The 15,254-nt window shown below is 62.3% G+C and carries 21 protein-coding genes and 2 pseudogenes; 11 read left to right on the forward strand and 12 right to left on the reverse strand.

Annotated elements, in window-relative coordinates; translation table 11 throughout:
• Positions 1–221, reverse strand: a pseudogene (locus tag MKK64_RS10170) (hypothetical protein); the annotation flags it as partial.
• Positions 222–599: 378 nt separating this feature from the next.
• Here MKK64_RS10170 and MKK64_RS10175 point away from each other — a divergent pair.
• Positions 600–782, forward strand: coding sequence for a hypothetical protein (locus MKK64_RS10175; RefSeq protein ID WP_243934222.1), 183 nt, complete (start codon positions 600–602; stop codon positions 780–782).
• 748 nt (positions 783–1,530) lie between these two features.
• On the opposite strand, the gene MKK64_RS10180 is transcribed toward MKK64_RS10175, so the two are convergent.
• Positions 1,531–1,962, reverse strand: coding sequence for a hypothetical protein (locus tag MKK64_RS10180; protein ID WP_243934223.1), 432 nt, complete (start codon positions 1,960–1,962; stop codon positions 1,531–1,533).
• A gap of 327 nt (positions 1,963–2,289) precedes the next feature.
• Here MKK64_RS10180 and MKK64_RS10185 point away from each other — a divergent pair, with 327 nt between their 5' ends.
• The 3 genes from MKK64_RS10185 to MKK64_RS10195 all read left to right on the forward strand — a co-directional run bounded on the left by MKK64_RS10185 (position 2,290) and on the right by MKK64_RS10195 (position 4,262).
• Entirely contained in the window at positions 2,290–2,469 is a 180-nt protein-coding gene (locus MKK64_RS10185; protein WP_243934225.1) for a hypothetical protein, read from the forward strand.
• Between the two features lie 162 nt (positions 2,470–2,631).
• Positions 2,632–3,684: a DUF2336 domain-containing protein gene (locus MKK64_RS10190; RefSeq protein ID WP_243934232.1), complete on the forward strand. Its 1,053-nt coding sequence runs from the start codon at positions 2,632–2,634 to the stop codon at positions 3,682–3,684.
• Positions 3,681–4,262 carry a PilZ domain-containing protein gene (locus tag MKK64_RS10195; protein WP_243934240.1) on the forward strand — a complete coding sequence of 194 codons (582 nt, stop codon included), beginning with the start codon at positions 3,681–3,683 and terminating at the stop codon, positions 4,260–4,262. Before MKK64_RS10190 ends, MKK64_RS10195 begins: the two co-directional genes overlap by 4 nt.
• A 317-nt stretch (positions 4,263–4,579) precedes the next feature.
• Here the strand turns inward: MKK64_RS10195 and MKK64_RS10200 are convergent, their stop codons facing one another.
• Positions 4,580–4,957, reverse strand: a complete 378-nt coding sequence (locus MKK64_RS10200) for a flagellar biosynthesis repressor FlbT (RefSeq protein ID WP_243934242.1) — start codon at positions 4,955–4,957, stop codon at positions 4,580–4,582.
• 210 nt (positions 4,958–5,167) lie between these two features.
• Between MKK64_RS10200 and MKK64_RS10205 the strand changes: the two genes are divergently transcribed.
• Positions 5,168–6,361, forward strand: coding sequence for a flagellin (locus tag MKK64_RS10205; protein ID WP_243934244.1), 1,194 nt, complete (start codon positions 5,168–5,170; stop codon positions 6,359–6,361).
• Between the two features lie 113 nt (positions 6,362–6,474).
• On the opposite strand, the gene MKK64_RS10210 is transcribed toward MKK64_RS10205, so the two are convergent.
• Positions 6,475–7,227, reverse strand: a complete 753-nt coding sequence (locus MKK64_RS10210) for a helix-turn-helix domain-containing protein (protein WP_243934246.1) — start codon at positions 7,225–7,227, stop codon at positions 6,475–6,477.
• Between the two features lie 407 nt (positions 7,228–7,634).
• Between MKK64_RS10210 and MKK64_RS10215 the strand changes: the two genes are divergently transcribed.
• Positions 7,635–7,916, forward strand: coding sequence for a type II toxin-antitoxin system RelE/ParE family toxin (locus tag MKK64_RS10215; RefSeq protein WP_147725927.1), 282 nt, complete (start codon positions 7,635–7,637; stop codon positions 7,914–7,916).
• A 77-nt stretch (positions 7,917–7,993) separates the two neighbouring features.
• Positions 7,994–8,401: a HigA family addiction module antitoxin gene (locus MKK64_RS10220; protein WP_313898903.1), complete on the forward strand. Its 408-nt coding sequence runs from the start codon at positions 7,994–7,996 to the stop codon at positions 8,399–8,401.
• Here the strand turns inward: MKK64_RS10220 and MKK64_RS10225 are convergent, their stop codons facing one another.
• Positions 8,402–8,662 (reverse strand): hypothetical protein, encoded by a 261-nt coding sequence (locus MKK64_RS10225; RefSeq protein WP_147725929.1) that lies wholly within the window; start codon positions 8,660–8,662, stop codon positions 8,402–8,404.
• A 586-nt stretch (positions 8,663–9,248) separates the two neighbouring features.
• The gene (locus MKK64_RS10230) at positions 9,249–9,470 is read right to left on the reverse strand and encodes a hypothetical protein (protein WP_243934248.1); all 222 of its coding nucleotides are present in this window, start codon (positions 9,468–9,470) and stop codon (positions 9,249–9,251) included.
• A gap of 109 nt (positions 9,471–9,579) precedes the next feature.
• On the opposite strand from MKK64_RS10230, the gene MKK64_RS10235 reads away from it, so the two are divergent.
• The gene (locus MKK64_RS10235) at positions 9,580–9,789 is read left to right on the forward strand and encodes a hypothetical protein (protein WP_243934250.1); all 210 of its coding nucleotides are present in this window, start codon (positions 9,580–9,582) and stop codon (positions 9,787–9,789) included.
• Between the two features lie 532 nt (positions 9,790–10,321).
• Positions 10,322–10,912 (forward strand): chemotaxis protein CheB, encoded by a 591-nt coding sequence (locus MKK64_RS10240; RefSeq protein WP_243934252.1) that lies wholly within the window; start codon positions 10,322–10,324, stop codon positions 10,910–10,912.
• A gap of 473 nt (positions 10,913–11,385) precedes the next feature.
• Here the strand turns inward: MKK64_RS10240 and MKK64_RS10245 are convergent, their stop codons facing one another.
• The 5 genes and pseudogenes from MKK64_RS10245 to MKK64_RS10265 form a co-directional block, all read right to left on the reverse strand.
• Positions 11,386–12,012, reverse strand: a complete 627-nt coding sequence (locus MKK64_RS10245) for a PAS domain-containing protein (RefSeq protein WP_243934258.1) — start codon at positions 12,010–12,012, stop codon at positions 11,386–11,388.
• Between the two features lie 328 nt (positions 12,013–12,340).
• The gene (locus MKK64_RS10250) at positions 12,341–12,571 is read right to left on the reverse strand and encodes a hypothetical protein (protein WP_243934260.1); all 231 of its coding nucleotides are present in this window, start codon (positions 12,569–12,571) and stop codon (positions 12,341–12,343) included.
• 118 nt (positions 12,572–12,689) lie between these two features.
• On the reverse strand, positions 12,690–12,854 hold the full coding sequence (locus MKK64_RS10255; protein WP_243934262.1) for a hypothetical protein: 165 nt from the start codon (positions 12,852–12,854) through the stop codon (positions 12,690–12,692).
• A gap of 22 nt (positions 12,855–12,876) precedes the next feature.
• Positions 12,877–13,089 (reverse strand): hypothetical protein, encoded by a 213-nt coding sequence (locus MKK64_RS10260; RefSeq protein WP_243934264.1) that lies wholly within the window; start codon positions 13,087–13,089, stop codon positions 12,877–12,879.
• Between the two features lie 5 nt (positions 13,090–13,094).
• Positions 13,095–13,325, reverse strand: a pseudogene (locus MKK64_RS10265) (helix-turn-helix transcriptional regulator); the annotation flags it as partial.
• A 72-nt stretch (positions 13,326–13,397) separates the two neighbouring features.
• Between MKK64_RS10265 and MKK64_RS10270 the strand changes: the two are divergent.
• Positions 13,398–13,637 carry a hypothetical protein gene (locus MKK64_RS10270; RefSeq protein ID WP_243934267.1) on the forward strand — a complete coding sequence of 80 codons (240 nt, stop codon included), beginning with the start codon at positions 13,398–13,400 and terminating at the stop codon, positions 13,635–13,637.
• Between the two features lie 3 nt (positions 13,638–13,640).
• A complete protein-coding gene (locus tag MKK64_RS10275) occupies positions 13,641–14,045 on the forward strand; it encodes a hypothetical protein (protein WP_243934269.1) in 405 nt (134 codons plus the stop codon).
• Positions 14,046–14,224: 179 nt separating this feature from the next.
• Here the strand turns inward: MKK64_RS10275 and MKK64_RS10280 are convergent, their stop codons facing one another.
• Positions 14,225–15,184 (reverse strand): transporter, encoded by a 960-nt coding sequence (locus MKK64_RS10280; protein WP_243934272.1) that lies wholly within the window; start codon positions 15,182–15,184, stop codon positions 14,225–14,227.
• Positions 15,185–15,254 lie beyond the last annotated feature (70 nt).

Consider the following 15,254-nt stretch of genomic DNA (forward strand, 5'->3'; position numbering starts at 1 on the left):
TTCGGTGAGAATGGGTTCGCGGTGGGGGTTGTGGGCGTGTCAGCTGGTGCCCCGCACTCAGCCTTCCGGAAGTCGTTCCACTTCTGCCCGTTCAGCGTGCCAGCCTGCTTGGCGGCTTGGTACTTCACGGAACAGTCCTTGACGGATAGCGCCAAAGCTGGCGAGGCTAGCATGGCCGCACCAAAGGCAAGCGACAGAACGAATTGTGCGTGGCGAGCCATGAGGGGGATCTCCGGACTGAAACATGTGCAGCCGATGTCATCCCAAGATGGCCCGGCGCTGCCTGTCCGGCAACCTGCTCACGCGCCTGCAGAACACCCGTGAGTGCCAGGGGCAGGGGTAATCCCGCTTCAGTGCGTGTGGTGTGGGTACTCTTGGATGGTGGGCTTTCGCTGGGCCTGTTGTGGCCGCCTGTGGCCCTTTGTGGCCCGCCTAGTGAGGGCCATCGCAGTTCCGCGGCAAGGCCACGGTCGTGCACGGTAAGATACGGCAGCGTCACGGCAAGGAGCACGGTAGGAGCAGGGTCATCACACCACATGCACTGAAGCTGCTGGCGAGTGCCATGTTGTCGAGGGAGGCACGCCTCGCTACAGCGCGCCATGGACAAGCTCGAAGCCCTCCTGGACCGTCTCAAGGCCCGTCAGCGCGATCTCATCATGGACGCCGCTCAGTACGATACGATGCCGGCCGACAGTACGCTGAAGCGGATCGCGGAGCTTGAGAACGCGATCGCGGCCGTGGAGGCGGTGGCGGATGAGGAACGAGGTCGGCAGCGCCAGTAGGCCGAGGTAGGATACCCAGACGGGTGTTGTTGTCGAGGCTCAGGAGGTCAGAGGTACCGATCACCGACGTGAGAAGTGCATCGTAGCAGCGGTTGCGATCAAGGCGGCACCTAGCACCGTGAACATGGCCGCGGCGGGATCATGCGGCGGAATAAGCCTTACTTTGACAACGAAGGCTACGCCGATGATGCCTCCGCAAACGACGACCAGGGCGTCGCGGACCTTGTCTGGCTGTCCGGGTTTGCGCATCGCGGCCTGCCTATAAGGTGCCCCCTACATCCTACGCTACAAACGAAAAAGGCGCCCCGGGTGAGGGCGCGCCGCAGGTACGTCCGCGGTCTCAGTCACGAACTCTATTCAAGATACGAGGTTTGGCCGCCCGACGCTGTACCCCAATCGACACAGCGGGCACGCGAGGTGTGATGCATGCGACATCATATTTTCCCGTCGATTTCGCGTGCTCTCACCTCACCAACAAGCTGAGCACCGATCGCGGTGGCTTAGGTGTAGGCCGAGCATTCCTGTTGCCCGTCTCGCGTCGATACGATCCAACGGAAGTACCCTTTATGCTGATCACACGGGATCACGAGGACACGACGGGGACGGGAGGCAAAGCGTGACATCGGGTGATCATGCCCAGCTTGATCTGGCTGTCCAGTAGAGGCCTCCTTCCGTCAGTATCAAATCTATTCACGTGTGCGTTTGGCCACGGCCATTGGGCCCTGAGATGTGCTCACACGTGTCAGGGTCACGGCGGATAGAGCCCCCGAAACAGATCCCCCAGCGCACAGCGCCGAAACAGCGTTCGCCACCGCCGCCGCTGATGCTCCGGCCGATCGTGGTTCACGTGGCAGCGCTGGCAGAACGCGGACAGGTTCGCATCCGCGTTGTTGGCCGTGTCATGGTCCCGGTGTGCCGTTGCCAGCACCACCCGCGTGGTCCGCAGCCTGACGGTCAGGTCGTTTAATGTCGGCAGCGCGGTGAGGCTCTTGCCCTTCCCGTCGCGCCAGGCGCCGGCCTCGGCGTCCCACCAGCGCCCATCGCCGAGATGGTAGACGATACGCCCGTGCGGGCGTCCGCAGCCCTCGCAGGCGCTGCCAGCGCGCCGAAACCGGACCATGGCCGACAATTCGCGCCAGTCGATCGGGTAGAAGAAGCGGTGCTCTCGCCGGATCGGCATTTTGCGATCCTCGAAGTGGGGCAGGCGTCGCGTGAAGCTTAGGAGCGAAACGGTTCGCCGTGCCGTGTCTAAAGCGTCACACGTTGGGGACAAGCCGTTTTCCGATCGCTACTGTCTGCCAGACCGAAAATGCAACGCTTGGCAGGTTGTTCGCTGCAGCGCAGCGACCTAGGTTCGCAGTGCGGGACGGCGATGGCGTCGCGGTCCCGCTGTCCTTCTTGGACGTTTCCTCCCAAGACTTCGGGCCGCTCCTTCGGGGGTGGCCTTTTTTCGTTGAGCAGCAGCGCCCCTATGCGCACCTAGCTATAGGACGTCGTTGGCCACTGGATGCGATTGTATCCCGCTTCGTTCGCAACGCTGTCACTTCAGCCTGCAGACCTCGACACGGGCGTGCATCTCGCCAACATCGACGGCGGTCTCGACCAGGTGTTCCTGCGCCTCGGCCAGCGCCGCGCGCAGCTCGGCGTTCTCGGTTACGATGGAAGTCGCTACACTTATGGCTTCTAGTTGTATGAATTGACAGCTTATTAAGACGGTCTGTGCTTATTTTAAACCGTTCTGATGCCATTAATTTTCGCATCAAGGTTTGATATGCGCTCTAGCGTGCAAGCTGTAGTCTCCGACGTTGAAGCCGCGGTGGTTGGGGGCGACCCCGAACGACGTCGTACGATGCTGCGTAGTGTGGCGGGCTTGTTCGTTGGCCAAGCCGCCGACCTGAGCGAGGATCAGGTTGCAGCCTTCGATGCGGTCATTCTTCGGCTAGCGCGGGACATCGAGACCACTGCTCGGGCCGAACTTGCCGAACACCTGGCTGATGTCGCCAACGCCCCTCGCAGCGTTGTGCGCGACCTCGCCCTGGACGCATCGGTCGTCGTAGCTGGCCCGGTGCTGGAACGCTCTACTCGCCTGGACGAGAATGACCTTGTCCTTGTGGCCGAACAACGTGGTCAAGGGCATCTCATGGCCATCACGCGCCGTACCAGCCTCAGCGAACGTGTCACCGACGTGCTTGTCACGCGCGGCGACCGCGACGTCGTGCGCTCCGTGGCCGACAATGATGGCGCTCGCTTCTCGGAGGTTGGCCATCGCACGTTGGTGACCCGTGCGAGCCATGACAGCGTACTGCAGGCGAGCTTGACCAAGCGTGCCGACATCCCGCCCGCATATCGCAAACGCCTCGTCGAGCTGGCTCAAGCACGCGCCCAACAAAGCCTCGGCGCTGAGTTCAACGGCCAAGCAGCAGCGACGGACGCTGTCAGCCGAGCAGCTTCCCTGCTGCGAGCACCGGTCAGAGACGATGCACTCCTGGTGGCCGAGGTTGCAGTTGCCACAAAGGCGCGCAAGACCGACCTCAGCGAGTTCGTTGTGTGTGAATGGCTTGAAAGGGGGGATGAGACCGAAGCCCTCGTGGCCCTAGCTCGGTTGGCAGGTGTGCCGAGTCGAACGGCGCTGCAGGCCTACGAGACCGAAAGCCACGAGCCGCTTCTGATCCTTGTCCGGGCGAGCAAGTGTGGTTGGCGGACCCTCAAGCTGTTCCTGACTGCGAAGACGGGCCGGCGGCCCGAGCCGCGAGAGATGCAGGGCTTAGTGGAGGCATTCCAGGCGTTGGCCGTTGCCACGGCACAACGAGTAGCCCGCTTTGCGGCAACACAGGAGGTTGCGCAGCGAATGGAGGCGCCGGTTCCGGCCTCGATAGCAGCACGGTCAAACGCAGCGCCATGAGCTTGTCCCGAAAGCCACCTGCTCGGCTTTGTCCGGTCGTTCTCCCAGCCCTGTGGCATACTTACGAGGGCCCTGAGCATCATGCAGTCACGGTCGATCTTTCTGCCGCGGGTATAAAGCTGCGTGCATCTCGGCTGCCGCAGGTCGAGCGAGCAATCACCTGCCAGATCCGCGGCTTCGAGCCGATGCAAGCTCGCGTTGTCTCGGTTGGCGTGTGCGACTTTCTGGTCAAGCTCATAGGGCAAACACCGGCACCCGTGGAGGTCGTGCGTCGCCTCATCGAACTCGGGAAGCAGCAGGCGCGGGAGTTCGACGCAGTTCGGATCAACCGCCGGATCGTACCAACCCAAACAAGGGTCGAGGTTCGGCTGGCAGACGGCATGACAGTACCAGCGACGATCCTGAACCTATCCGCCTCGGGCGTTGCACTCCATCTAGAAGTGCCCCTGGTGTTAGGCCAAGCGATTACGGTTGGGTCTCACGCTGCGATTGTGACGAGGCTTCTTTCGGAAGGCATTGGCGCGGTCTTTGTCGAGACGTTTGATCAAGGAGAGATCCACAAAGGCATGGTGCTTTGAGCGCGATTTCGGCGCTGTGTCGGTAAGGGGTTCTCGTCGCTCATGCTTCAGCAACCTGTTTGACCTACTATGAACCACGCCGCATCCGCGGCCAGCAGGTCTGCCCGATCCGCTGCGGCGGTCCTGTTTGCCCCTTCAAGCAGGGCCGCCACCCCTTCGAGGCTTCGAACGGGCCATAAGCCGGCGTCGGCGGTTCCTGTTCCCCGCAGCACCGACCTTCACACGACCATCCAACCCGAGGCTTCACGGGTCATGCGACGACAACCTGCTTCGGTCCGCAGCTTGTCAGCTAGATGAGTGATTACGGTTTGCAGCCCCTACCGACTCAGCTCATCTTCGTAGGCGGCGAGCTTCCGCCCGGTCTTGATCGCCAGGTGGTACTGCTTGGCCGCGACCGCGTCGTGGATCGCCACGAGATACGGAGCCGAGCCTGGGATGGCCTTCAGGATCTCGGTCGACTGCAGCACAAGGAGGTTCTCTGCCTCCGCCGCGCTCTCATCGAGATAAATGACCTGTAGGGTCACGCAGAGCTTCTTACTCGCCGTGTCGGCGTCCGCTTCACGGATGATCTCGCTCTCGCGCAGGAACCTGCACGGCGTCTCGACGAGGAAGACCGACCGGCGATCCCCGTTCCGGATCAGCGCTCCGTTGATGATCAGCCGTTCCCCGGGCTTCAGTTCGATGCGTAGCGCCATGCCGGCAACTCCATTCTAGAGACGCCTCGACCAACAACACGATCTGTTAACGTTGTTTAAACTCCCGTGGGCATAGTGATCCAATAACACGCGCTGGATGGTCAACCTGCCCGATTTGACGGGTCGATTTAACGCGTCGGTAGGTGGCGACATGTTTGTTCATGAGGCCGGCAAAAAGCCGGTCCTCTGATCAAGTATGGATCTCACCTCATGTCCGGCGTCTCTCTCACCGCTGCTACCCGCCAGAACCTGCTCTCGCTGCAGGATACGGCGGCGCTCTCGTCGACGACGCAGAACCGTCTTTCCACCGGCAAGAAGGTTTCCTCGGCCCTCGACAACCCGGTCAACTTCTTCACCGCGCAGAGCCTGTCGAACCGCTCCTCGGACCTCGGCACCCTGCTCGACAGCATCTCCAACGGTGTGCAGACGATCCAGGCGGCCAACCAGGGCCTGACCTCGATCCAGAAGCTCGTGGACTCGGCCAAGTCGACCGCCAACCAGGCGCTCGCGACGCAGATCACCACCACCGGAACGGCTGGCGCCGCCTTCTCTGCTACTGCCAACACTATCAATCTCGAAGTGAACGGTACCGCGGTCAACACCACGCTGACCGCCAGCGACACCATCGACACGGCCATCACCAAGCTCAACAGCGCTGTCAGCGCTCAGGGCGCGGGCAACGCGTTCAGCAAGGACGTGACGGGCACCAAGATTGTCGTCAACGCCACCGCCGATATCGAGTTCTCGTCGCCCGCCGATCAGGCCAACCTCGGCTTTGCCAGCGGCACCGCGAACGCGGGTCCTCAATACGGCACCACATCCACCGCCGGACAGAGTTCCAACCTGACTGTAACCGGTGTCAAGGAGCGGGCCTCCCTGTCGAAGCAGTACAACAGCCTGCTGACGCAGATCGACCAGCTCGCCAAGGACTCGAGCTTTAACGGCACCAACCTGCTGTCGAGCAGCGCGGCTTCGAACAAGCTGCACATCTCGTTCAACGAGAAGGACACCTCGAACCTCGACGTGCAGGGTGTCGACGCCACCTCGACCGGCCTCAGCCTGACGGCGATCACGGGCGACGCTGGCGCGACTGCGGACGGCAAGGGCAACTTCCTTCTCGACAGCTCGGTGACCTCGACGCTCACCAGCCTGACGAACGCATCCACGACGCTGCGCTCGCAGGCCTCGACCTTCGGCTCGAACCTGTCGGTGGTGCAGAATCGCCAGGACTTCACCAAGAACCTCCAGAACGTGCTCGACACCGGCGCCTCCAAGCTCACCGATGCCGACCTGAACGAGGAGGCCGCGAACTCCCAGGCTTTGGCGACGCGCCAGTCGCTCGGCATCTCGGCCCTCTCTCTGGCCAACACCGCGCAGCAGGGCGTGCTTCAGCTCCTCCGCTAAGCGCTTCCAACCACCATGATGCGATGAAGCGGCCGGGCATCGCCCCGGCCGCTTTTTCGTTGCTGCTCATACTAACTTCCCCATGGCATAGCTTGGTTGGCCCTGCTCGACTCCTAGATGCCAGATGAAGCTCTGTCGCTCGGGCCACCCGCTGCCCATCGGCAGCCTTTCTGCGATCTCCGACTCTCTGAATTCACAGGGTAGGAACCATGAGTATTCGTGCCACTCACGAATTTACGCCCTCCCCCCTGTGATGAAGGGGAGAGCGTTTCGCGATCCCCTTTCCGCGTCAGCCGTAGCCACGCCGTCCATTCCCGCGAGACGACGCAGACCACGTTCGTGTCACTGCGGAACCGGGACTGCCGCCGTTCCTCGACCGTCACCAGGACGAGCGTCTTGGCTTGCCGGATCGCATTGCGGACGGTTGCGCGGCTCACGCCTGCCAGTGCCGCGATATGATCCAGAGCTAAACGACAATCGCCCCGCTTTGAGACCTCAACCGCGACCACGGCTAGCGCCGCTTGCTCGGCCAGTGTGAACCGTGCCGCGATACCTGGAGGAAGCCGCCCGGAGGCCGCCCAGCGCCGTCGGCGGGCCATAGAGGCATCCGAGCGCGGCCGAGAGCCTACGCCTGTCCTGGGGCTTCCCTGTCGATCCTGAGCAATGCCGGGGATCTCGGCATTGGATTGATCCGCCCGATCTAGCGAACCAACCTGCCGCGCCTCGATGACGGCGGCCAGCGCCTCCGCCTCTACCTCGGAAACGTGCCCTTCGCCGAACGCTTTCCACAATGCGGACGCGACCGCAGGCAACGCGGCGCGCGGAGCCGCTTCCGCCTGTCGGCGGATCTCGTAGGCATAGTCCATCGTTCACGGTCCCTCACAGGCCGCGGTCCAGGGTCCAGGCAAAGCCTTCCCGTTGACGGAAACAGGTTCCATCTTGACTCCCGAGGGAGGTCATGGCTTGTGAGGGGCAGGTACGCGGGCCTCACAGCCCCAGGATTTCAGCAGGCTCCCGTTTGGCGACGGGGGCCTGTTGGCTTTTCAGGGGTCTATCTCGCGGCTTCGATCTCCTAATGCCGGCTCACGACTCGCCACGGGGCGTGCCATAGCCGGACACGGCATGTCGGCTGGGCGGGACTGCCGAGTCAACGACACCCCCTAGCCAGCGCGGAACATCTCTCCATCGCATGCGTCAACGAGTGGTACAAGCCACTTGACATTCACGTTGCATCAACTGATACATGTATCAATGGCTGCAACAAGGAAGTGCGATGATCCAAGGCTTCCACGATAGGCTGACCGAGGACGTGTACCGAGGCCGATGCCCAAAGGGCTTCCCGCCGGACCTATTCCGAAGGGTTCGGGCCAAGCTCGGTGAGTTGGATGCGGCTGTTCAACTTAGCGATTTGGCGATGCCACCGGGCAACGGTCTGCATGCGCTCTCGAAAGACCGGGCGGGACAACACGCTATCGCCGTCAATAAGCAGTTCCGGTTATGCTTCGTGTGGACGCCACCGGGACCTGACCGAGTTGAGTTCACTGATTACCACTGAGGGCGGTTCGCCACCCCGACTCATCGCTGCTGGTACTTCGCTTGCTCGTGCCGCTCTGAAGTATGGGATGCCTACAGATGACCGATTTTGCCCGAACCGCTGATGACCTCACGAACGTCGAGGATCTGCGTCGGCTGCACGATAGCGCCACGGAGTTTGAGGTTCTGCGGCCTCTCCATCCAGGTGAGATCCTGCGCGAGTCGTTCATGGAGCCACTGAGCTTGTCGGCGGGTGCCGTGGCGAAGGCGCTTGATCTTCCGCGGTCACGTATAGAGCGCATCGCGCGTGAAGAGATCGGCATCAGCACGGACACCGCTCTGAGGCTCGCTCGCTATTTCGGCACCACCCATCAGTTTTGGCTAAATCTGCAAACTCGCTTCGAGAGCGAGGTGCTGATGTCCGAAATTGGGTCCGAGCTTGATCAGATTGCCCCAATCGCGCGATCCGACATGCCCGTAAGTGCACTCGGACATCCACGCCCATAACTATGCAGGGACTACACGGACGGGCCCTCGATCTGAGGCCAATTTGCGGAGCAACATTTCCATGAGCGTTTGCCCGGCAAAAATAGAAACTACTTTCGCCAGTACGTCGTATGTGCCTTCCGAGCAATCTTCCAAGACCACAAATAGTCCGTTATCGCTGCCAAGTTCATGCAGATCTTGGCTTTCATATGTAGAGCGAGAGATCTCTGTGAGCCACAGCGTGCGCTGATTGTCTACAGGGACAGAAAGTCCGTCGTCCATGTCTTCGTCTCCCGCTCTCCATCCCTCGGTTCGCGAACGCCGCGACCCGCGCATGTCTGCCACGGCTCTCGCCGAGTACCTTATCCTTCGGCCCGACGGTCAAGAAACCATCCTGCACGACTCTCGGTTCTCACGGCCGCCAATGGTGACCGCAAACGGTGACGCCCTGAAGGCTCTGACAGCGTACAACTGCGACCCCCGCCGGGATAAGGCTACGCTTGATCAGGTAAAGAGTGCCCTTCTGCGGAAGGCGGGTGATGCAGATATCAGGCCCCGCCAACAGGACGAGGCACGACGCTGCATCGAAGCAATTGAGATGTTTGAGCGGAACGAGAATGCCATCGGCATACGTGGCCTGCCCATCCAGCCGTGCCCACGGCTAGACCCGCTCACAGTTGCGGGGGTTTCTGTCTCGATCAAGCCCCACTTCCTGGTGAGAGGTGACGCAGGCCGCGTCGGGGCTGGCATCATTCGAGTGGCAAAGGCGCCAGATCCAACAGCTTGCCGCCTGGACACTACGCGAGAGCGTCGGGGCGAACATCGCCGCGAGATGGGCCGCTACATGGCTGCGATGCTGTACATGTTGCTAGAAGCGCAGGGCGATGCACTCGGGACGCCTGATCGCGACCTCTGCTTTGTGGCAGATGTTCGCCTCGGCGAACGGCTCGATGTAGCTCCCGATCATACCTTGCGGGTGCGCGCCGTTCGCGGCGCGTGCGCTCAGATTGCCCGTCACTGGCCACTCATTCAGCCGCGAAACAGCGTACTCTACCGCCGGGAATAGGCGAGGCGGCGTGTAGCCGGGCATAGCATGTCGGCCGGCAGGCACGGCTAAGTCAACGGGACGGGCTGACATGAGTGAGCGCATAACGGACCCAGCCTACTGGATCACCGCAAATGGCCTAGACGATCCCGAGATGGCTGAACTCGTCCTGACCGCCCTGGTCTCGCCGGGAGACTGGGGCGTCGTCACGGTCCGCGAGGAAGACGGCGGCAAGCTCATAACCGGAGCTGTAAGTTCGTTGTTCATCACCGACGGTGAGGCGGAGATGGAGTTCTCCTTGCTGCTCAGTGAGTACGCCGAACGGCCAAGGGCGGCGAGGCTTAACGGGCACAGATCGATCTAGGGTGCAGCGGTCGAACCAACCTCAACGCAACACGCCCTCGGTCATTATTGATAACTGGGGGTTATCGCTGGTGACGCCGTACCGTTGAGGTTGTCCTGACGGGCACCCCTGGCCACGTCGCGAGAGGATCAACCTCGGACCTCATATCGTTTCTTTTCACACCAAGGAGAGATATGTCCGAGACCGAACGCGAATTCACAGCACACATGAGGGCACCTGCCTTGAAGCTGGCGCCCCCCCGCCCCGCGTGACAACACTCGTTTCCAGCGCATCGAGAGCGCGAAGCGGTGGGATCGGGTGTTCAAGAAAATGGCGGACCAGCCACCCGTCGGTACGACCTAGCATGAGATGATCGGATCGTTGTCCGTCCCCTGATAATGCCGCGTTCGCACAGGGCGTCGGCCAACTGCTCGATGTCGGCACAGTGCCGGCAACGCCAGCCTGCCGGTCGCAGAGATCGCCGCTCGCATGGCTGCGTTGACGCAAGGATGAGCAGCCGTGAATTTGGCCGTTGGTGTGCTAGGCTCCACAGATGAACGCCGACAGCGTCACGCCTTGGTTTGTCGCCGTTGGTGCTTCAGGCGCCGAGGGCATTTCCGACATCAAGGTCCTACTCCACACGTTGCTGCCTTCCCTGCCCGCAGTCGTCCTGATCGTCCTCCACAGGCCGTGGGACCGGATCAGCCATCTCCGCGAGGTGCTGGCTCGGGACTCGAACCTGCCGGTCGTCATCGCGGCGCAGGGCGAGCGCTTCGAGCATGGGGTGGCCTATATCGGCGAACCGGCCGATCATCTGACACTCGCGGCCAAGAGCTTCGGCGCGATCGTAGGTGATCCGCATCGCCTGCACGGCAACCGTACGGTGGACCTGCTCTTCCGTTCGGTCGCCGCACATGGCGGGCACAGGATGATTGGCGTGATCCTGTCCGGCTCCCTGGATGACGGCTCACGCGGTCTCGCCGCCATCCACGCCGCAGGTGGCTTGACGATGGTGTTGACGCCGAGCGCCCAGCCGAGACCCGGCATGCCGGAGAACGCGATTGCTTATGACGGTCCAATCGACGTGATCGGCAGCCCCCACGACATCGCAGCTGCCATCGAGAAAGCGGTCCGACACCAGTGACTGTAGGAGCAGGCTCGTCCCCCGATCTGAGCACGGGGGACGGGTACCAGCTGTGTCACCAGCATGCCGGTCCTGAGCCCGGCTTGAGGGGCCATGTCGCTTGGGATTGGCGGACGATCCGGGGCGTGGAGGTGCGGACGATCCGCCCGACGGTTGCAGCTCCCCAGGCGGACATCATCGAGCAGGCTGAAGCGGAAGAGGCCGACAAAGCCCAGTCAACGCCGGCCGAGCAGGAGGCTGCCAGCACCGAGGGAGAGTGCTCGCCCGTTGCCATGCCGGCGCGGACCAAGCGCCTCGCGCTTCCAACCTACATGCTGCCCCCGGGTCGGCAGATCCAAAGAGCAGAGAGCTTCGCTCATCGCCTACCTTGGACCGGCCCCCTTTGCTGCTCCGCGGACTGCGGGCGGCATGCAACGTTCATCTGCGCCGATGGGGGCGACGTGTTTTGCTATGTGGACCGCGGCTGCGCGCAGTCAGTGCCTTCTCACGGTCGGTGGCGGCACTGCCTCGTGCATCAGCGACGCTGCAAGCTGTCTTCCGAGTTCCAGCAGGAGGGCATCAACCAACGGCTTCAGCCGCTTGACCCCTTTAGGGTTGAGGTCGTCTATCATTCCCCGGATCTGCAGAGCCCCGTCGGCGATACGCTCCAGGAGCGGCGCTGCCATATCCTTCGCGAGGAAATCCATAGACCCGTCGGCATGCCCGTCCCTGCGCACATCGGTCATATCGATGAGGATGCCACGACCGCGCATCACTCCGCTTTGTGAGTCGCGATCGAAGTGTCCACGAGCGAGAACCCAGCGAACGTTGCCCGCCTCCGGCACAACGCGGTGCTCCCAGACGAACAATCCACCCTCTTCGCGCACGCGGCGATGAGGAAGCGGATCGGCTGGCATATCGTCGGGGTGGAAGAACCGAGACAGCTCAGCCCACGTCAGGCCGGCGGCGGCCCGTTCCTCGGAAAGACCGTAGATCCGAGCCATGATCGCATCTCCCCGAATGCGATCGATCTCAACATCATCCTCCCACATACCGATGCTCAGCGCAGTCAGTGCAACCGGAGCTGACCAAACGCCTCTCTCAGGCAGCATACGCGTCATACACAACCCGTCCTCACAACCTCAGCTTGTACACGTCTCACAACTTTGAGCCTTACTGCAACCAGGGTATTTGTTTCCGTACGGTCACTGGCATGGTCAACGAATGATGGACGACCGCGACGGAGATGGAAGATCGACCCCTATCGTCGTGCCGCTGCCCAAGCCAGGCATGGCGAATGATCATGTCCGCACTTTACGCCTTCTGCGGCGCATCGCAGAGGTGCTCGATCAGCCCATTGACGACTTCTTCAAGACCCGATCGGAAGGTAGCTCTGACGCCGATGGATCAGGTGGGTCCAAAGGCACTTGAGCGATCAACGGCCTATCATCAGAGTGACTGCCCCACTCGGAACCGGATGGTAGGTCTCGCTAGGAATGACGCTTCGTTTGTGGTGTAGGCCTGCAATGCGACGCGACCAGCCTCGGTAATCTCCCACTCCCTTGAGCCGTCGGTGGAAATGGCCCCGGTCAACACGGCGTACCCGCGCTTTTCGAGCTGAACGAGCTTGCGGAGCGACTTGCTGTAGAAACCCGGTCCTCGGGACAGCAGGGTCAGCATGTAATGCAGGCTCGGGAGTAGCTCCCCCTTTCGGGCCGGCCCCCTCACGGCGCCTTCCGCTCTTGGAACCGGGTACCAACCTGTTCTCCGTCGTCGGGGATGAGTTCAAGGTCGGCGGTCATGACTTGAGATCCGCTACTGCGACGACGGCTGCAGCCACAAACGCTGCAACGGCACAATCCTCGAACGCGTATTCCAGGCCTGCCATCTCAAGCAGCCGAACCGAGGTGATGAGCACGACAGCCACTGCGATCGCTACCAATCGGCTCATAAAGCGGTTCATTCGATGTGCTCGGCATACTGCATCAGTCGGCTCCCCGCTTCGCTCCATGAACGATCTGCTGCAGCAGCGAAGGAAGCGGAAGACCGTACTCATCCAGGAGGAAGGCGGCGCTGAGCAGCGTCCGGATGTGCTGGTCCGAGACCGGCCGGCTCATGATCTGCGCGTCCAGCACCTGATCGGCGAGGAGGCCGGCGAGGCGTGAGACCTCGGACAAGCGTTCCGGGGAGGCAGTCATATCTTCCGCTCCCGGAACCGGATGCCGGCCCCTCCCCCGTTCTCGGGGATGAACTCAAGGCCGGCATTCTCAAGCGTACGTTGAATATCCGCCAGCGTTCGATCGTAGGGCGTGCGCTTTCCTGCCTCAAAATCGGCGATCGTCTTCTTCGATACGGACGAGGCTTCCGCAAGACGGTCTTGGGTCCACTCCAAAAGAGCGCGGGCGGCACGGCACTGGTCCCGCATCATTACCATTTTTTGGAAACCTTGCGCTTTTAGGGTTGACTATATGGTGGGGGAGGTTATACCAAAAGGGCAAGGTTAGCCATGCACATCGGCGACCGCCTGCTGCGGATGTCGAAAGCCGAGGCTGTCTCATTTTTTGAGGAAACCGGCGAGCGGGAAGCCGATATGCCGGTCACAATGCTCAACGCGATCGAGGCTGCGCGTACGAGTTTCGAGGGGTGGAGCAACCTGCTCGGCGTCATTCAAGCCCGCTACATAGCTGCGGCCTCCACAGCGATCGTTGTCGGGCGCACAGCCTCCCCCAACCCCAAGGAGGCCTAACCGATGGGCGACCTGCTCACCTTTATGCCCCGCCCGGCCGTACCCGCGACCCCGCCGGCATCCTCACCGGCAAAGACCCGGCGCATGATCGAGGAAGCGGCACAATCCGCCCTCGACACCGCCGACAACCTGCTCGCTATCCTTGACCGCATGGACGGCGACACGGACAGCGAGGACGGCGCGGACGCGGAACCCTCGCTGGCCGCCCCTGAGAACCACCACGGCAGCCAGGTCGTATGGCTGCGTGGGAGCGATGCGGACCGGGAGGCCGAGGCGCCTGAGATCGTTCTGCAGGACATGCCGGCCGAGCCTGACGTTCTTCCGTTCGCCCCGCTGTCCTGGTGCGGCTCCGGCAATGTCGTTGCAGCGGCTGGCGTAGCGCTACTCAACATTGTCGGGAGGCGCTGATGCCGACGACGCTCCCCCTCGCGGCTGGGCCGCGGATGACGTTGCGACAGACCGCTCGGTTCGGCTGGCTGCTGATGCGAGAGCACTACCCGTGGTGACCAAGCCTCAAGACGTTATGGCGCTAAACAAAAACGCCGGCTCGAATGGAGCCGGCGTCACAGATGGATCTGTATCTAAGATCAGTACTTGCGCATCAGCGGCACGGGCGCAGCGGCGGCGGCCTGCGCCGTGTAGAGCGGCGCGATGATGCGGAACCAGCCGCGGGTCTCGTTGGAGAAGGCGCCACCCACATTCGCATCGGCAACCGTACGGGTCACGAAGACCTGAGCCTTGAACACGCCGAAGTCGTAACCGACGAGGCCACCGGCCGCGAACGTCCCATCCCGTCGATAGTTGGCATAGAGCGCCCGGTTCCGGTTCACTGGGAGGTCGGTGAAGCCGTAGGCCACGGCGCCAATCTCGAACTTGCCGAAGGTCTTGGTCGCCGTCAGGTCGAGGTAGAGAGTGTCAGCGTTCGCGATCGGGCCGAGGGCGGAGCCGACCTGGCCACCGAAGCGCGCCGCGTCGTCTACGACGAGAATATGGGTCAGGGCCGCGGTCAGATTGTAGCCGTCGCCGGTGTACGAGATTGCGCCGGTGTTGCGGATCGAGGTGGAAGCGAGCTGCGGCAGGACCGGTGTTGCGGCCAGCCCGTTGGTGCCGAGGATTGAGCCGCGATCGCCGACGCCGATGTAGGCGCCGACGAGGTAGGCGGTGCTGATCTTGTTGCCGAGATCCCAGGCGAAAATGTTGCCGATGAAGGGATTGTAGAAGTAGCTCGCTTCCTGGTTGCGGACACCGGCCGGGTTGTTCGTGTTCACGAACACCGACGGAACGGCGATCACCGGCATGATGGTCGCGCCGAGGACCTTGAAGCCGGTCGACCAGACCAGGATCGGCACGTTGACGCCGACGTCGGGAGCGTTGCGCGCGTCGCCGCGGCCGGTGCTGAAAGTGTTGATCGCGTAGACGCCTTCCGGCAGCGGGCCGTAAGCGAGACCGACCTGCTCGCCTGGCTGCGTGACCGGAGCGGCCTGGACGGTGGTGCTCATGCCGACGGTGAGGGCGACCGCACCTGCGGCAAGCCAGTTCTTCATCATTTTTTCGTTCCTTCCCAAGGTTCTTGAACCCCCACCGCTCAGCCTTCAGCCCACCATGCCGAACCCAGCT

The organism is Methylobacterium sp. E-025 (assembly GCF_022829705.1).
GTDB lineage: Bacteria > Pseudomonadota > Alphaproteobacteria > Rhizobiales > Beijerinckiaceae > Methylobacterium.

Excerpts from the sequence above, each read along its gene's own strand:
- MKK64_RS10245 (WP_243934258.1), bottom strand. The coding sequence starts at position 12,012 with ATGACGCGTATGCTGCCTGAGAGAGGCGTTTGGTCAGCTCCGGTTGCA.
- MKK64_RS10250 (WP_243934260.1), bottom strand. The coding sequence starts at position 12,571 with ATGCTGACCCTGCTGTCCCGAGGACCGGGTTTCTACAGCAAGTCGCTC.
- MKK64_RS10235 (WP_243934250.1), top strand. The coding sequence starts at position 9,580 with ATGGCTGAACTCGTCCTGACCGCCCTGGTCTCGCCGGGAGACTGGGGC.
- MKK64_RS10190 (WP_243934232.1), top strand. The coding sequence starts at position 2,632 with ATGCTGCGTAGTGTGGCGGGCTTGTTCGTTGGCCAAGCCGCCGACCTG.
- MKK64_RS10175 (WP_243934222.1), top strand. The coding sequence starts at position 600 with ATGGACAAGCTCGAAGCCCTCCTGGACCGTCTCAAGGCCCGTCAGCGC.
- MKK64_RS10185 (WP_243934225.1), top strand. The coding sequence starts at position 2,290 with ATGCGATTGTATCCCGCTTCGTTCGCAACGCTGTCACTTCAGCCTGCA.
- MKK64_RS10215 (WP_147725927.1), top strand. The coding sequence starts at position 7,635 with ATGATCCAAGGCTTCCACGATAGGCTGACCGAGGACGTGTACCGAGGC.
- MKK64_RS10255 (WP_243934262.1), bottom strand. The coding sequence starts at position 12,854 with ATGAACCGCTTTATGAGCCGATTGGTAGCGATCGCAGTGGCTGTCGTG.
- MKK64_RS10200 (WP_243934242.1), bottom strand. The coding sequence starts at position 4,957 with ATGGCGCTACGCATCGAACTGAAGCCCGGGGAACGGCTGATCATCAAC.
- MKK64_RS10210 (WP_243934246.1), bottom strand. The coding sequence starts at position 7,227 with ATGGACTATGCCTACGAGATCCGCCGACAGGCGGAAGCGGCTCCGCGC.
- MKK64_RS10240 (WP_243934252.1), top strand. The coding sequence starts at position 10,322 with ATGAACGCCGACAGCGTCACGCCTTGGTTTGTCGCCGTTGGTGCTTCA.
- MKK64_RS10270 (WP_243934267.1), top strand. The coding sequence starts at position 13,398 with ATGCACATCGGCGACCGCCTGCTGCGGATGTCGAAAGCCGAGGCTGTC.
- MKK64_RS10205 (WP_243934244.1), top strand. The coding sequence starts at position 5,168 with ATGTCCGGCGTCTCTCTCACCGCTGCTACCCGCCAGAACCTGCTCTCG.
- MKK64_RS10180 (WP_243934223.1), bottom strand. The coding sequence starts at position 1,962 with ATGCCGATCCGGCGAGAGCACCGCTTCTTCTACCCGATCGACTGGCGC.
- MKK64_RS10260 (WP_243934264.1), bottom strand. The coding sequence starts at position 13,089 with ATGACTGCCTCCCCGGAACGCTTGTCCGAGGTCTCACGCCTCGCCGGC.
- MKK64_RS10275 (WP_243934269.1), top strand. The coding sequence starts at position 13,641 with ATGGGCGACCTGCTCACCTTTATGCCCCGCCCGGCCGTACCCGCGACC.
- MKK64_RS10195 (WP_243934240.1), top strand. The coding sequence starts at position 3,681 with ATGAGCTTGTCCCGAAAGCCACCTGCTCGGCTTTGTCCGGTCGTTCTC.
- MKK64_RS10220 (WP_313898903.1), top strand. The coding sequence starts at position 7,994 with ATGACCGATTTTGCCCGAACCGCTGATGACCTCACGAACGTCGAGGAT.
- MKK64_RS10280 (WP_243934272.1), bottom strand. The coding sequence starts at position 15,184 with ATGATGAAGAACTGGCTTGCCGCAGGTGCGGTCGCCCTCACCGTCGGC.
- MKK64_RS10230 (WP_243934248.1), bottom strand. The coding sequence starts at position 9,470 with ATGCCCGGCTACACGCCGCCTCGCCTATTCCCGGCGGTAGAGTACGCT.
- MKK64_RS10225 (WP_147725929.1), bottom strand. The coding sequence starts at position 8,662 with ATGGACGACGGACTTTCTGTCCCTGTAGACAATCAGCGCACGCTGTGG.